This is a genomic window from Variovorax sp. YR216, assembly GCF_900107745.1.
Classification (GTDB): Bacteria; Pseudomonadota; Gammaproteobacteria; order Burkholderiales; family Burkholderiaceae_C; genus Variovorax.
In genome coordinates this window covers 148,084-162,901 of record NZ_FNRO01000001.1, presented here as the reverse complement: position 1 = coordinate 162,901, position 14,818 = coordinate 148,084, and the positions used below count along the sequence as shown (strand labels likewise).

Here is a 14,818-nt window from a genome sequence, read left to right as displayed (position 1 = left end):
AACGCGACGACGACGATGAATAAGGTTGAAGCTGAAACCGGCGCGGCGCTGCGCTTCATCACCTGCGGCAGCGTGGACGACGGCAAGAGCACGCTGATCGGCCGCCTGCTGGTGGACAGCAAGACGGTGCTGCAAGACCAGCTGGCCGGCGTGCAGCGCGGCGGCGAGGTCGATCTGGCGCTGTTGACCGACGGACTGTCCGCCGAGCGCGAGCAAGGCATCACGATCGATGTGGCCTACCGCTACTTCTCGACCGCACACCGCAAGTTCGTGATCGGCGATGCGCCGGGCCACGAGCAGTACACCCGCAACATGGTCACGGCGGCTTCGAGCGCCGATGCCGCCGTGGTGCTGGTCGACGCGACCAAGCTGGCCTGGGCCGCCGAAGTGGGCGACGGCGAAGTCGTGAAGCGCGAGCTGCTGCCGCAGACGCGCCGCCATACCCTGCTGTGCCATCTGCTGCGCGTGCAGTCGATCGTGTTCGCGGTCAACAAGCTGGACGCGATCGACGACGCCGAACTGGCGTTCGAACGCATTTCCGCCGCCCTTACGAACTTCGCCGAAGCCGCGGGCGTCCAGGTCGCCGCGACCGTGCCGATCTCGGCGCTCAAGGGCTGGAACGTGGCTTCCCGCCATGCCAACTGGGCGGGCTACGAAGGCCCGAGCCTGCTCGAGCTACTCGAATCGCTGCCGGTCACCGCGCAGGACGAGGCCGTTCCATTTGCCTTCCCGGTCCAGTGGGTCGAGAAATTCTCGGCATCGGCCGACACCTCGCGCGGCCGCCGCGTGTTCTGGGGCCGTGTCGCCAGCGGCCACGTCGAGCCCGGCCAGCGCGTCACGGTGCTGCCCGGCAACCAGACCGCCACCGTTGCGCAGGTGCTGAGCCACACCCGCCAGCCCAAGACCGTCCATGCGGGCCACAGCGCCGGCATCGTGCTCGATCGCGAGCTCGATGTGTCGCGCGGCGACTGGCTGCTGGAACCCGGCGCCTTCGAGCCGCAGCGCGAGATCACCGCGACCATCGCGTGGCTCGACGACGAGCCGCTGGTGCCGGGCCGCGTCTACTGGGCGCTGCAGGGCCATCGCTGGGTCAAGGCCAAGGTCGCGCGCATCGTCGATCGGGTCAACATCACCACGCTCGAATCCGAACCGGCGGACCAACTCGAAGCCAATGCGATCGGTGACGTGGTGCTCAGCCTGCAGCAGCCGCTCGCGGTGCTGCCGTTCACGCAATCGCGTGCGCTGGGCTCGCTGATCCTGGTCGATACCGCCTCGCACCGGACTTCTGCGGCCGTGCTCGTGCAGCCTTCTGTCACAAACGCCTAAAATTCGGGGTTTTCCCGATCAAACACTCGTTCTAGCCCACCATGACCCACGTCGTCTCCGAAGCCTGCATCCGCTGCAAATACACCGACTGCGTCGACGTATGCCCGGTCGATTGCTTCCGCGAGGGGCCGAACATGCTGGTGATCGACCCGGACGAATGCATCGATTGCGCGGTGTGCATCCCCGAATGCCCCGTCAACGCGATCTACGCCGAGGAAGACCTCCCGGCCGACCAGATCGCCTTCATCAAGCTCAACGCCGAGTTGGCCCTGGCCGACGGCTGGAAGAGCATCACCAAGCGCAAGCCGGCGCTGCCCGACGCTGAAGAGTGGAAGGACAAGACCGGCAAGCTCTCGGAGCTGGTGCGCTGAGCACGGCACCCGCCCCGATCGAAACCGACGCGCTGATCATCGGCGCCGGACCGGTCGGGCTGTTCCAGGCCTTCCAGCTCGGCCTGCTCGAAATTTCCTGCCACATGGTCGACGCACTGCCCCGCGCTGGCGGCCAGTGCGTCGAGCTGTATGGCGACAAGCCGATCTACGACATCCCCGGCACGCCGAAGACCACCGGTCGCGGACTGGCGGAATCACTGCTGGAGCAGATTGCGCCTTTCAAGCCCCAATTCCACTTCGGCGAGCAGATCGAAACGCTCGAGCGGCAGGATGACGGACGGTTGCTGCTGGCGACCCATCACGGCAAGCGCTTTCTGGCCAGGACGGTCTTCATCGCGGCCGGCGTCGGCGCCTTCGTACCCAAGCGGATCGCTGTCGATGGCATCGAGCGGCTGGAGGGCACGAAGCTCTTCTACCACCCCGACGCGCATTCGCTCGGCCGTTTCGCCGGCCAGACGGTCGTGGTCAATGGCGGCGACGATGCTGCGGTCGAAACCGCACTGGCGCTCGCGTCCATTGCGAAGCAGGTCACGCTCGTCCACCGGCGCGATGTCTTCCAGGGCGACGAGGCTACGGTCGCCACGCTGCGCCAGCGCATCGCGGAGGGCGCGATCCGGCTTGCCATCGGCCAGCCTTCCGCCCTCGACGATGCGGGCCTGACGCTCATCACACCGGAGGCGCAGAACCTCGTTCTTCCTTTCGACGCGATCATCGGGTGCCTCGGCATCTCCCCGCGTCTCGGGCCGATCGCCAACTGGGGCCTCGAGCTGGTGCGCAAGCAGATCCCGGTCGACACCGAGAAGTACGAGACGCGCGAACGCGGCATCTTCGCGATCGGCGACATTAACACCTACCCGGGCAAGAAGAAGCTGATCGTCTGCGGCTTCCACGAGGCCACCCTGGCCGCATGGGGCGCGACGGCCATTGTCTTTCCCGACAAGTCGATTCCGCTGCAGTACACGACCACGAGCACCCGCCTGCACGAGCTGCTCGGCGTGAAGCACTGAGCGACGCCTGCGCGGACGCGCCTGAACGAAGGGTGAATCGCTTGTTCATCCTGGCTACAAGCCCCATGGCTAGCATTCGCGCATGCAGGCGCTGAACACCACGCTCTTCCAATGGATGGCCGCGGGCCATTCGCCCAATCCCCAGCTCCTGTGGCTTGCCGCCACGATCGCCGTCGGCTCGTCGTGGCTCTGCGTGGCCGTGATGGGCTGGATGGCATGGCGGCATCCTGCGCAGCGCACCTATGTCGCTGCGACCCTTGCCACTGCAGCAGCGACGACCCTTCTGGCGCACGCGATTGCAGGCGCCATCAACGTGCCCCGGCCCTTCGTCGCCGGCCTGAGTCCGAGCTACATCAACCACGCCGCACGCGGCTCGCTGCCAAGCGCGCACGCGACCGTCATGTTCACCATTGCGCTGATCGCCTGCATGCGCCCCGCGCTGCGCGTCGCGGGCATCGCCCTGCTGGCGATCGCACTGGTCACTGGCTGGGCCCGCATCTACGTCGGCGTGCATTACCCGCTCGACGTCGCGTCGGGCTTCCTCCTGGCCGCGGCCATCACCGGCGTGTTCTGGTTGCTCCTGAAGGTCAGGCCTACAATCCATCCTGCTTCGCCAGACTGAAGCAACGCTAGGGGTGCCGGCCCATCGTTTTATCGGTGAGTCGGCTGAGAGAGTCCCTTTGAACCTGACTGAGGTAATCCTCGCGCAGGGAAGCTGGTCCGGCGGCCGCACGTTTTCTCGCGTGCCGGATCCGTCGCCGTGGCCTCGCCCACCTGCCAAACAATTTGCACTGGAGCAAATGGATGGCAAACACCAACAACACCGAGGCGCCCTTCGGCGCCAATGAGGCGCTCACGCCGCTTCGCGAAGCCGGACGCGTTTTCCGGTGGCACGACCACATGGCGCTCTGGTTCAGCCTCGGCGTCGGCCTGCTGGTCATGCAGATCGGGGCCTTCCTCGTGCCGGCGGTCGGCACGCGCGATGCCGCGCTGGCGATCGTGCTGGGCTCGTGCATCGGCGCGGGCCTCCTGGCTTGGACCGCCCGTATCGGCTGCGAGAGCGGGCTTGCCAGCGCAGGGCTCATGCATGCCACCTACGGCAGCGCATTCGCCCGGCTGCCGGTGATCCTGAACATCGTCCAGCTGATCGGCTGGACCACCTTCGAAATCGTGATCATGCGCGAGGGCACGCAGGCCATCGGCAAGCAGGCATTCGGCTGGTCGCTGGACGGCAGCATGGGCACGGTGATCACCACGCTGATCTGGGGCGCGGTCCTGCTCGCCCTTCTCGCCGGCTCGATGGTGAAGCTGGTGCGGCGCTTCGTCAGCCGGTTCGGGCTGCCGCTGGTGGTCCTGTCACTGGTGTGGCTGAGCTGGCAATTCGCCGCCCGCCTCCACGCAAAGGGACTCGAAGCTTTCTGGTCGCGCCCGGGCGATGGAAGCATGGGCATGTTCGGCGCGCTCGATCTGGTGATCGCGATGCCTGTCTCGTGGCTGCCGCTCGTGGCCGACTACGCCCGCCACGGCAAGCGCAGCACGGGCGGTCTGGGTGGCGCATTCGGTGGCACCTGGCTCGGCTATGCCGTCGCGAACGTCTGGTGCTATGCGCTCGGCGTGATGGTCGTCAGCGTTGCAGAGCCGGGCACCGACATGCTCGCTGCCCTGCTGCTGGCGCAGGGCGGACTGGTCGCGCTGGGGCTGATCCTGGTCGACGAACTCGACAATGCCTACGGCGATGTCTACTCGGGCTCCGTCTCTTCGCACAGCCTGTTCCCGCAATGGAGCATCCGCCGCTGGGGGCTGATGCTCGCCGCGATGTGCATCGCCCTCGCGCTGGTGCTCCCGATGCACTCGCTGGAGCCCTTCCTGCTCCTGTTGAGCTCGGTCTTCGTACCGCTCTACGGCGTGATCCTCGGGCGGCTGGGCGTCGGTGTGAGCGTCGATGCGATCGATGCGCGGCGCGTGGACATCGCCGCGGCAGCGATCTGGATCGGCGGTATCGCGATCTACCACGCGTGCGCCGCATGGGCGCCTCAGTGGGGCTCCGCGCTGCCGACGCTCGCGATCACCTTCGTGCTGGCCTGGGTCACGCGCCCGTCGCCGGCAGGCGGAACGTCGGCACTGGCGCAAACCCGTGGTTGAGAGGGCCATGTCCGCTTCCGACTTTGACGTCCGCGCCCGCCGCCATGGCGGCAACAACGTAGTTGCGCGCGCGTTCGACGGCCTGCGCGAGGTCGTAGCCGAGCGCCAGGTGCGACGCGATGGCGGAAGACAGGGTGCACCCGGTGCCGTGCAGATTGCGGCTCACGATGCGCGTCGATGCGAGCTGCAACCGATCGCCATTGGATTGCGCGAGCAGATCGACCACATCCTCCCCGGGCAGATGACCGCCCTTGAGAAGAACGGCGCTGGTGCCCAGGGCAAGCAGCTCGCTCGCCGCATCGTCCAGCGCATCGACCCCGTCGATCGCATGGCCGATCAGCAGCGCGGCCTCGTCCAGATTGGGCGTGACCACCACTGCGCGTGGGAACAGTTCGCGCACCAGCACCTGCACCGTTTCGGCGGCGATGAGCCTGTCGCCGCTCGTGGCGACCATCACCGGATCGAGCACCACGTTGGGCAGCTTGTAGTGGTCAATCGCCCAGGCGACGACTTCGACGATTTCAGGCGCATGCAGCATGCCGAGCTTGACCGCATCGACACCGATGTCCTCGACGACGGATTGAATCTGCGCCTTGAGAAATTCGGGAGGGACGCCGTGGATGCCCGAGACACCGAGCGTGTTCTGCGCGGTCAGCGCCGTGATGGCGGTCATCCCGTAGCAGCCGAGGGCCGCAAAGGTCTTGAGGTCCGCCTGAATGCCGGCGCCGCCGCCGCTGTCGGAGCCCGCGATCGAGAGCACGCGGGCGTAGCGGGAGAATGCATGGGTCATGATGAAAATTATCGGCCACACCGTACGTGCCGCGTGAGGGGGCGATGACCAGCCGAATCGAATTTCCTTTCCGCCACGCCGCAATCCTTGGCGCCGGGCTCATGGGGCGACTGCTCGCAGTGACGCTTGCACAGGCTGGCTGCAAGGTGGATCTCTACGAAGCCGGCGGCCCGGAAGCGAACGGTGCTGCTGCCCGCGTGGCCGCCGCGATGCTGGCGCCTTTGGCCGAGTCCGCCGTCGCGCCTCCCCCGGTCGTCCGCATGGGGCACTACGCGCTTTCGCGCTGGCCCGCGCTGATCGCATCGCTCGACAGGCCAGTGTTCTTCCAGCGCGAAGGCACGCTGGTACTGTGGCATCGGCAGGACGCCCCCGAAGCCGCACGGCTGGCCCGTGTGCTGACCGGAACGAACGATGCCGTCCCCGAACTGCCAGCGATGCAGAAACTGGATGCGGCCGCCATCGATGCACTGGAACCGTCGCTCGGCCGCCGGTTTGCGCAAGGGCTGCTGCTGCCGGACGAAGGCCAGCTCGACAACCGCGAACTGCTCGCAGCGCTGCTGGCCACGTTGCAGGCCATGCCGCAGGTCCGCCTGCATTGGGATTCACCCCGCACGCTCGATGCGTTCAGGCCGGGTGAACCCGAGCAGCCCGACCGCGTCATCGATTGCCGCGGCCTCGGCGCGCGCCCTGATTGGCGCAACCTGCGCGGAGTGCGCGGCGAAGTGATTCGCGTGCATGCGCCGGAAGTCCAGCTCCGGCGGCCCACACGGCTAGTGCATCCACGCTATCCGCTCTACATCGCGCCGAAGCCGGGCAGCGTGTTCGTGATCGGCGCCACCGAGATCGAATCCGACGACATGTCGCCCGCGAGCGTGCGCTCGACGCTCGAACTGCTGAGCGCTGCGTACGCGGTGCACAGCGGTTTTGCCGAAGCGCGAATCGTCGAGATCGCGACGCAGTGCCGCCCAACCCTGCCCGACAACCTGCCGGCCGTGCGACAGCTCAGACCTGGCGTCATGCAGATCAATGGTCTCTACAGGCACGGCTTCATGATTGCACCCGCGGTACTCGACGTGGCGGTGGAGCTGCTCGCGACCGGGCATTCAGCGCTCGCGAGCCGATTCGACCTGGCGTCCAGCCTGGAAGAAACCCTCCCATGAACATCCTGATCAACGACATTCCTCACACGCTGCCGCCGGAAGCGAAACTCGCCGACGCCCTGCGCCTCATCAACGCGACGCCGCCCTTTGCTGCAGCGGTGAATCGTCAGTTCGTGCCGCGCTCCCACTACGAATCGCACGCGCTGCAAACCGACGATCGCATTGAAGTCATCCGACCGGTCACCGGGGGCTGAGAAGAACCATGACACATCCAACCGACAACGACACGCTCGTTCTCTACGGACAGCGCTTCCAGAGCCGCCTTCTGCTCGGCACGGCGCGCTATCCCTCGCCCGATGTTCTCGAAGCCGCGGTGCGCCGCGCGAACCCCGCGATGCTGACCGCCTCGCTGCGCAGGCAGACCGCAACGCCGAACGGATCGGGCGGCGACAACGGCTTCTGGGAATTGATGAAGCGCCTCGACGTGCCGATGCTTCCCAACACTGCGGGCTGCCACAGCGTACAGGAAGTGATCGCCACGGCGCAGATGGCGCGCGAGCTTTTCGAGACGCCGTGGATCAAGCTCGAACTGATCGGCGATGACTACACGTTGCAGCCGGACACGCTGAACCTCGTCGATGCCGCCTCGCAGCTGATCCGGGACGGCTTTCAGGTGCTGCCCTACTGCACCGAGGACCTCGTGCTGTGCCAGCGATTGGTCGACGTCGGCTGCCAGGCGGTGATGCCTTGGGCGGCGCCGATCGGCACCGGGCGCGGGCCCATCAATCCCTACGCGCTGCAGGTGCTGCGCGAGCGTCTCGATGTTCCGTTGCTCGTCGATGCCGGACTGGGCTTGCCCTCGCACGCATGCCAGGTCATGGAATGGGGATTCGACGGCGTGTTGCTCAACACCGCGGTGGCACTCGCGCAGGACCCGGTCGCCATGGCTGGCGCGTTTGCGGATGCGGTGCAGGCCGGCCGCGGTGCGTACCTCGCGGGCGCCATGGCCGCGCAGGAATCCGCACAACCAAGTACGCCCGTGCTGGGCACGCCGTTCTGGCATCACGCTTCCACGCAATGAACACATCGAAAGCGATGACTGAACTCCACACACCCGAGGCGATTGCGCGATCCATCGTTGCGGCACATGCCTCACGCTTCGGCGAGTTCGCTGGCGACATCGCCTCTTTCTCGTCGGAGGATCCGATCTATCGTGGCGCCAAGCAGGCGTGCAGCGCGCTCGGATTCATCGACATCGATGCCGAATGCCTCGCTCGCGCCTGGCAGGCGCAGACAAAACGCGTTGGAATGTTCGACGCGCACGCATGGCCCGAACATCCAGCCGACTTCGGCATGCGATCGTTTCCTCCGGGAGCGCGGGAAGACGCATTCCCATCGTGTCCCGAGAAGCTCGGCCTCTACTCGGTGCTGCCAGACGCGCAATGGGTCGGTCGCATGGCGCGCGCTGGTGTTCCCACCGTCCAGTTGCGCTTCAAGTCCAACGACGACGAAGCGATTGCGCGTGAGGTGAACGCCGCGGTCCAGGTGGTCCAGGGCACTGGCAGCCTGCTCTTCATCAACGATCACTGGCGTGCAGCCATCGAAGCACGAGCCTACGGCTTGCACCTCGGGCAGGAAGACCTCGATGCACTGACACCCGAGGCCTTGAAGACCATCCGCGACTCAGGCATCCGCCTCGGCGTGAGCACGCACGGCTACGCCGAGATGGTCCGCGCTGACGCGGTGACCCCGAGCTACATCGCGATGGGCGCGATCTATCCCACCACGCTCAAGCAGATGGCCACCGCGCCGCAGGGCGTTGCGCGGCTCGCGGCCTATGCACGTCTGATGCGCGGCTATCCGCAGGTCGGCATCGGCGGTGTGGATGCCGCGCGCATGCCTGAAGTGTTGGGCACCGGCGTCGGATCGGTGGCGGTGGTTCGCGCGCTGGTCGCCGACTCGAATCCCGAAGCTGCAGCGGTTAGACTCCTGCGCATCGTTGCTGACCCGGCGAACGCGCGATAAAAATTTCAAAGATTTTTTCGCGCATCCGGGAGGGCAAAAAAAAGACGCTATAATCTAAGTCTTGTTCCTCGATAGCTCAGTCGGTAGAGCGCCGGACTGTTAATCCGTAGGTCCCTGGTTCGAGCCCAGGTCGAGGAGCCACTACAAGCCGCAAGGCCTCTGGAATGCCCCGCTATCCAAAAGATAGCGGGGCATTTTCTTTTTTGGGTGTCTTTTCTTTGCGTCAATGCATCTCAATGCATCGGAGCTTGATGTCGCAGCGCTCACCTCCTATAAGAGGTGCTTGTGGAATCGTGAAGGAGCAGACATGTCTGTCGATATGAGCCACTTCAAGCCTCTGGATCCTGGACGGATCAATACGCTGGATCCTGTCGAGTTGCAGTACTGGTGCCAGGAACTCCGCTGCACCGAGGCGCAATTGCACGACGCCATCAGCCACGTCGGCGATCACGTCACCGCGGTACGTGATCGGCTGACCTCCAAGGAATGACCGCGGGCAGCGACTGCCGTCTCGCGCTCTATTTCTTCTTCTCGGAGACGAGCCGCCGCAACTCGTCTTCCGCGCCAGCGAGATCGAGTCTCAACTGCATGACTACGTTCTTCTGACGCATCACGCGGGCTTCGTGCGTCTCCTTGGACGCGATTTCATCGCAGCGCGCGCGCAGCGCGTTCAGCGACTCCTGCAGTTGCCGGCGCCGCAGCATCTGTCCTCGCGAACGCGCGTCCCTCATGTCTTTCTCGAGGGCGGCCTGTTGGGCATAGCAATCGGCCTCCGTCTTTTTCGAAGGTTCCGACTGAGCGTTCGCCTGCGTCGAGACAAGCAGGCCTATCGACAGGGAAGCAAGACACAGGTGCAGTTTCATGGATTGGTTCGGGTCATTGGATGCGACATGTTGCACCAAGTCCCTGCATCGAGGGAAGGGAGTCAGCCTGCCGCAGCCGACACTCCACGGCGATAGGGCTGCGGCGTGACATACGCGCCGAGGAAGCCAACCACGCGCTCAGCAGTGACTCGGCCGATTCCCCTGAATGACGCGACGTCGCCGCGGGAGGCCGCAACACGCAAGGCACCGAGGGTATGGATTCCGCAAGCCCCCAGTGAGTCGACGGACGTGCCGAGCCAGGGGCGCAATTCCCCGATCGGCGTTTCCGGTGCCGTTGGAATCGACAGTTCCTTCGTCGAGGCGAGGCCATGTCGCCACAGCTCGATCGGCGCCGCCGAACCGGCAAATGGGCGGTCCGTCAGCATCAGCAGATCGTAGATCTCGCGCGCCTCGCGCTTGCCGTAGTTCTCGCACAGCACAAGCAGCGGAAGGCGGCGCAGGTCGCCAACCATGTCATGACCATTCGCCAAGGCGCGGCTCAAGGTCGATGATCGGAGGCCCAACGCCGACACCGGCGCCGAATCTTCAAGATTGCGCAATGCGAGCGCACGCGCCTCGTAGGGAAGCGCGAGCACCGCCTTGCTCTGCTCGCGCGCGCGCTCTTCCGTGTTCGGGTTCGGAAGGAAATCCAGCCCGACTCGCGCCAGGATCTCCCTCAGACGCCCCACTGTCTTGGCGCCGATGGCCTCTTCCTGCAAAAGCTCCTGCTCGCTGATCGCGGAGAGGTCTTCGATGCAGAAAATGCTCAGTTCTCTCAATGCTTCGCGCGCACTCGCGCGAACAGAAATCTCATCGATCGGAGTGTCCGGCTTCAACTGAACCGGTGTATCGAGCCTTTGCGGCCCCTTGGGTCGCCAGTTGAACGTGTGGAAGGCGAATGGTGAATCGACAGGAATCAGGTGCTCTCGCAGCGCGACGGCATGCTGACGTTTCGCTTCGACAATGGCGGCGCGCAATGCACCAAGGCACGCCAGCAATTCTCCGTCCGGCAATTGCGCCAGATCTTCAACGGATCGGATGGTTCGGTTTGACATGAAGACCTCTCTGAATCGTGTATCCGCGAGTCCGTCAAGGCTCGGATACGACATACACCCGATTTCAGCGAGTACGCAAACAGTGAATCGATGTGCAACCAGCGCCCCGGCGCTGGGTGACAGTAGCTGCCCTCAGTGGCTGACTTGGAGATGCCACGCGCGCAGCTCGATTTCTGTTCGGTACCCACCCGGAAATCCAACTGCATGTTTCTTTCTCTGACTCGCCGCCCCGCTGCGGCGCTAGCTGAGTATTGAGAGTCGCCCGCCAGTTGTCCATGCCGACAGAGAATGATCGCTATGCGCGTACCGAATTTTCTTGCTTCTCGGCGCTTGCGAGCGACGGCACTCTTTCGGGATCGAGACTTTTCATGACTTGCTCACGAAACCACATATGCGCGGCATGGCGATGCGTCCGGTCGTGCCATGACAGATAGATATCAAAGGGCGGTACTTCGATCGGCATATGAATTTCGACCAGATCGATATGAGAACGAAAGCGCGTCAACAGCAGTTCGGGAAGGAGCGCCACCATGTCGGAATTTCCGACAAGTTGGGGCGCCGTCAGATAGTTCGGTGTGACATAGCGCCTGTTGCGACTGACGTCGTGTTTTTCGAGCGCCATGTCCACGATCTCACCGAAGGCGTTTGCAACATTGGGCTTGATGACAAGGTGCTCGAGCGCCGAGAACTCCTCGATGCTGAGCTTCTTGCCGGCCGCTCGGTGCCCCGCCCTGGCCGCGCAGACGATCCTGTCCTTGAACAATGGGCGATGACGAAGATCGTGAAGCGTCGACGGCAGTATGCCGACCGCGAAATCCACCTCACCGGTTTCGAGCACCTTGGTGAACTGGGATGGATGAACCGGATGTCGGACCGAGACGCCGATCCCCGGAAATGCGGTGCCGAGGTGCCGCAGCAGGCGCTCCATGAAGATGAATTCCATGTAGTCCGAGACGACCATTCGGAATTCATGTCGCGTCACGCTGGGATCGAAAGCCACAGCATTGCCAAGCAGCCGGTTCATTTCCTGGAGGATTCGATCGGCAAATTCACGTAGCTGGACGGCCTTGGCGGTGGGAATGAGGCCGCTGCCGCCTTTGACGAGGATGGGGTCGTTCGTGACCGCACGCAATTGGCTCATCGCGCGACTCATCGCAGGTTGACTGATCAACAACGCATCGGCAGCGCGTGAAACATGCGAATGGTCGACCAGTGCGACCAGGCACTTCAAGAGGTGAAAGCTCAGCTCGCCGGTGTCATTACGCTTCTGTCGCATGTGCCCCCTTTGGCTTCAGCGCGAAATTCGCCCACCAAAAGTATCACACTGCGCCTCGAAGCCGGCGCCGGCGTTTCAAGACTCGGGCTTGACGCCGAGTTTGATGAGGTCGATTTCGTCCAGCCTGCCGGGAATGGTCACCAGTCGAAGCGCCTGCGCCTCGCCGACGGGCCCGCTGTTTCCGAGAAATCGGATCTGGTAGCTGCCGATCTTGATTTCATCGCCGTTGTTCAAGGCGACCGATTCCCGACGCTCGCCATTGACGTAGGTTCCGTTGTGGCTGTGCAGATCGCGGATCGTCATCGTGGTGCCGACCATCTCGAACACTGCGTGCGACCGGCTGACCAGTTGGTTGTCGAGCACGAGGTCGCTTGCATCCGACCGACCAATCACGAATGGCGTGGTCGTGACGGTGACCTGCCTCGCCGAACCATTTTTCTGCAGCACGATGAGTCTGGGCATTTTTCAGTCCTTTTCGCTGGTGCTTGCCTCACCAATCCTCCGACCTTCCGGAGTATGCCGCCTGGCGGATCAGTGCCCCATTAGAGAGATTCCCGACAAGGACGGCCTCGCGTAATTTCGACGCATGCAACAGATCGCCATGCTGGCAACCCGATTTCGGATCGCGTTTTCGTCGCCGTTCGTGCATCGGTCGCGAGAGGCCGAATGCAGTCGGACCGCGCAGCCTTTGATGGTTCTGCGCGGCGTTTCGCAAAGGGAAACCATCCGGTCGCGCGCCGCAAAGGTGATCGCGGTGTCGGCGATCGATTTCGGCATCGGCATTCGCTAGAACCCGAGTTCCGGAATTACAGCGCTGGGTGATCGGTGGTGGAGAACATGCAGGAATCGGGGCCCTCAGGCAAGGACATCGAATCTTCCGCCGATCCGCCGGCTTCTCCGAAGCCAACTGCGTTGACCGGTTTACCGAACGGCGCGAGCCCTTGAAGGACACGAAGGGCCGACGCACCCTGAATCAGCGCTTCCGAGTAGTCAGGCAGCCCTTGGGTCGAGGAGTCGATGGGGCGATAGCCCAGGCACTCCTCGGATTCGGCCTGCACCGGCTCCATCAGGACCCAATGAAACTCATTGGGCTCCAGTTCGAGAACGGTCAGAGCAATATCGCGAAGTGCCATAGGGAAATCTCTTATTCAGTTGCTTCACGAATTGTTACAGCTGCAAGAAACTTCGACCAAGGCACTTTTGCACATCGGACCGCATGCGGGTCCGCGAACCGGAACAAAGTCTCAAAGGACTCCGGCTCGCGAACCGCTGCGATCAGCCCAGGCGGACCGGCACGAAGATCTTGTCGCCGTCGCGCTGGATGAGCAAAGCCACCGACTTGTCGGACTTCGCCACCACTTCGCGAACCTGCTCGATGTTCTTCGCAGGCGTGCCATTGATTGCCAGCAGCACGTCGCCGGTCTGGACGCCTGCCATGGCGGCCGGGCCTCCGACATTCACGATCAGCAGGCCACCGTCGACCGCCGCCTCGCGCTGCTCGTCGGGCTGGAGCGGACGCAGCGCAAGACCGAGCTTGCCCTGGGACGCGCCGTCTTCGTTCTTGGCGACCGTGGCGGTCTTCTCGGCTGCATCGCCCAGCTTCGCCGTGAGTTCCTCACGCGATCCCTGGCGCCACACTTCCAGCGTGACCTTGCTGCCCGGCTTCTTCTGCCCGATCAGCGCAGGAAGATCGCCCGAAGCCACGATCGGATCGCCGTCGACCTTGCGGATCACGTCGCCCGAGCGCAGGCCGGCCTGGTCCGCGGGACTGCCCTTCTCCACGTTCGACACCAGGGCGCCTTCAGGCTTGTCCAGCTTGAACGAGTCGGCGAAGGTCTGATTGACCTCCTGCACCGCAACGCCAAGACGCGCATGGCTCGCCTTGCCAGTGGCGACGATCTGGTCCTTGATCTGGATCGCGACGTCGATCGGAATCGCGAACGAGACGCCCTGGTAGCCACCGCTGCGGCTGTAGATCTGCGAATTGATGCCAACGACCTCGCCGCGCGTGTTGATCAGCGGACCGCCGGAGTTGCCGGGGTTCACCGCCACGTCGGTCTGGATGAACGGCACGTAGCTGTCGTCCGGCAGCGTGCGGCCCTTGGCGCTGACGACGCCGGCGGTCACTGTGTTCTCGAAGCCGAAAGGCGAACCGATCGCGAGCACCCATTCGCCGACCTTCAGATCCTTGGTCTTGCCCATGGAAAGCGTCGGCAGGTTCTTCGCATCGATCTTGATGACCGCCACGTCGGTCTTCGGATCGGAGCCCAGCACCTTCGCGCGGAACTCGCGGCGGTCGGTCAGCTTGACGGTCACCTCCGTCGCATCCTTCACGACGTGTGCATTGGTCAGGATGATGCCGTCCGGGCTCACGATGAAGCCGGAGCCCTGGCCGCGCACAGGCACTTCGCGCTGCTGCTGTTGCTTGCCACGCGGCATGCCCTGGCCCTGGAAGCGACGGAAGAAGTCGTACATCGGATCATCCGGGTCCATGCCCGGGATCCCCTGCGGTCCTTCTGCGGTCTTGGTCGTCCCGACCACGCTGATGTTGACCACCGCCGGCCCGGTCTGCGCCGTGACGGTGGAGAAATCGGGCATGGAAACCAGCGGCGCGGATGCCGCGGCCGTGGCTGCAGCGGGCTGGGCGGACGCGACTGCGTTCGCGCTGGTGTACGCGCCGGTGGCGGCCGCGCCGATCACGCCGGCGGCCGCCAGCGAAAGGACGAGCGCGCGGGGCGAAGTCAGGCTTTTCTTCATTTGAGATCCTTTCGAGGGTTTTAGAAATCGACGAAAGGAATGTCGTGGCTCCCGCTTAAGCCCGACTTAAACACGCGCGCATGCG

General features: G+C 64.2%; 18 protein-coding genes, 1 tRNA gene and 1 riboswitch. Of the genes, 12 read left to right on the top strand and 7 right to left on the bottom strand.

All coding sequences use genetic code 11. The features are described from left to right. Positions 1–15 precede the first annotated feature (15 nt). The 5 genes from BLW05_RS00765 to BLW05_RS00745 all read left to right on the top strand — a co-directional run bounded on the left by BLW05_RS00765 (position 16) and on the right by BLW05_RS00745 (position 4,867). The gene (locus tag BLW05_RS00765; RefSeq protein ID WP_256329942.1) at positions 16–1,326 is read left to right on the top strand and encodes a sulfate adenylyltransferase subunit 1; all 1,311 of its coding nucleotides are present in this window, start codon (positions 16–18) and stop codon (positions 1,324–1,326) included. Between the two features lie 41 nt (positions 1,327–1,367). Then, positions 1,368–1,697, top strand: coding sequence for a ferredoxin FdxA (gene fdxA, locus BLW05_RS00760; protein WP_093158465.1), 330 nt, complete (start codon positions 1,368–1,370; stop codon positions 1,695–1,697). After that, positions 1,655–2,725: an NAD(P)/FAD-dependent oxidoreductase gene (locus BLW05_RS00755; protein ID WP_093158462.1), complete on the top strand. Its 1,071-nt coding sequence runs from the start codon at positions 1,655–1,657 to the stop codon at positions 2,723–2,725. Before fdxA ends, BLW05_RS00755 begins: the two co-directional genes overlap by 43 nt. 82 nt (positions 2,726–2,807) lie before the next feature. Then, a complete protein-coding gene (locus tag BLW05_RS00750) occupies positions 2,808–3,347 on the top strand; it encodes a phosphatase PAP2 family protein (RefSeq protein ID WP_093158460.1) in 540 nt (179 codons plus the stop codon). Further along, positions 3,347–3,455: riboswitch (TPP riboswitch) on the top strand. It overlaps the preceding gene by 1 nt. A gap of 74 nt (positions 3,456–3,529) precedes the next feature. Next, a complete protein-coding gene (locus BLW05_RS00745; protein WP_093158457.1) occupies positions 3,530–4,867 on the top strand; it encodes a purine-cytosine permease family protein in 1,338 nt (445 codons plus the stop codon). Here the strand turns inward: BLW05_RS00745 and thiD are convergent. After that, a complete protein-coding gene (gene thiD, locus BLW05_RS00740; RefSeq protein WP_093158455.1) occupies positions 4,812–5,657 on the bottom strand; it encodes a bifunctional hydroxymethylpyrimidine kinase/phosphomethylpyrimidine kinase in 846 nt (281 codons plus the stop codon). The two genes, BLW05_RS00745 and thiD, sit on opposite strands and share 56 nt — an antisense overlap. A gap of 44 nt (positions 5,658–5,701) precedes the next feature. Here thiD and BLW05_RS00735 point away from each other — a divergent pair, with 44 nt between their 5' ends. From BLW05_RS00735 to BLW05_RS00710, 6 genes are all read left to right on the top strand, one after another. Beyond that, a complete protein-coding gene (locus tag BLW05_RS00735; RefSeq protein ID WP_177142526.1) occupies positions 5,702–6,817 on the top strand; it encodes an FAD-dependent oxidoreductase in 1,116 nt (371 codons plus the stop codon). Then, positions 6,814–7,011: a sulfur carrier protein ThiS gene (gene thiS / locus BLW05_RS00730; RefSeq protein ID WP_093158452.1), complete on the top strand. Its 198-nt coding sequence runs from the start codon at positions 6,814–6,816 to the stop codon at positions 7,009–7,011. Before BLW05_RS00735 ends, thiS begins: the two co-directional genes overlap by 4 nt. Before the next feature lie 8 nt (positions 7,012–7,019). Continuing rightward, positions 7,020–7,838: a thiazole synthase gene (locus BLW05_RS00725; RefSeq protein WP_093158449.1), complete on the top strand. Its 819-nt coding sequence runs from the start codon at positions 7,020–7,022 to the stop codon at positions 7,836–7,838. Between the two features lie 14 nt (positions 7,839–7,852). After that, the gene (locus tag BLW05_RS00720; protein WP_093158446.1) at positions 7,853–8,782 is read left to right on the top strand and encodes a thiamine phosphate synthase; all 930 of its coding nucleotides are present in this window, start codon (positions 7,853–7,855) and stop codon (positions 8,780–8,782) included. 65 nt (positions 8,783–8,847) lie between these two features. Continuing rightward, a tRNA-Asn gene (locus BLW05_RS00715) sits at positions 8,848–8,923 on the top strand. A gap of 166 nt (positions 8,924–9,089) precedes the next feature. Further along, positions 9,090–9,272 (top strand): DUF3606 domain-containing protein, encoded by a 183-nt coding sequence (locus BLW05_RS00710; RefSeq protein WP_093158443.1) that lies wholly within the window; start codon positions 9,090–9,092, stop codon positions 9,270–9,272. Positions 9,273–9,300: 28 nt separating this feature from the next. Here the strand turns inward: BLW05_RS00710 and BLW05_RS00705 are convergent, their stop codons facing one another. The 4 genes from BLW05_RS00705 to BLW05_RS00690 form a co-directional block, all read right to left on the bottom strand. Next, positions 9,301–9,645 (bottom strand): DUF1090 family protein, encoded by a 345-nt coding sequence (locus tag BLW05_RS00705; RefSeq protein WP_093158440.1) that lies wholly within the window; start codon positions 9,643–9,645, stop codon positions 9,301–9,303. A 62-nt stretch (positions 9,646–9,707) separates the two neighbouring features. After that, the gene (locus BLW05_RS00700) at positions 9,708–10,700 is read right to left on the bottom strand and encodes a helix-hairpin-helix domain-containing protein (RefSeq protein WP_143044752.1); all 993 of its coding nucleotides are present in this window, start codon (positions 10,698–10,700) and stop codon (positions 9,708–9,710) included. 295 nt (positions 10,701–10,995) lie between these two features. Beyond that, complete coding sequence (locus BLW05_RS00695; RefSeq protein ID WP_093158434.1) at positions 10,996–11,976, bottom strand: LysR family transcriptional regulator; 981 nt, start codon at positions 11,974–11,976, stop codon at positions 10,996–10,998. A gap of 75 nt (positions 11,977–12,051) precedes the next feature. After that, on the bottom strand, positions 12,052–12,438 hold the full coding sequence (locus BLW05_RS00690; protein WP_093158431.1) for an FHA domain-containing protein: 387 nt from the start codon (positions 12,436–12,438) through the stop codon (positions 12,052–12,054). Positions 12,439–12,562: 124 nt separating this feature from the next. On the opposite strand from BLW05_RS00690, the gene BLW05_RS00685 reads away from it, so the two are divergent. Then, a complete protein-coding gene (locus tag BLW05_RS00685) occupies positions 12,563–12,766 on the top strand; it encodes a hypothetical protein (RefSeq protein ID WP_093158428.1) in 204 nt (67 codons plus the stop codon). A gap of 16 nt (positions 12,767–12,782) precedes the next feature. Here the strand turns inward: BLW05_RS00685 and BLW05_RS00680 are convergent, their stop codons facing one another. Together BLW05_RS00680 and BLW05_RS00675 are read right to left on the bottom strand one after the other, a co-directional pair. Next, positions 12,783–13,109, bottom strand: coding sequence for a hypothetical protein (locus BLW05_RS00680; RefSeq protein ID WP_093158426.1), 327 nt, complete (start codon positions 13,107–13,109; stop codon positions 12,783–12,785). A 142-nt stretch (positions 13,110–13,251) separates the two neighbouring features. Further along, positions 13,252–14,733, bottom strand: coding sequence for a DegQ family serine endoprotease (locus tag BLW05_RS00675; RefSeq protein ID WP_093158423.1), 1,482 nt, complete (start codon positions 14,731–14,733; stop codon positions 13,252–13,254). Positions 14,734–14,818 lie beyond the last annotated feature (85 nt).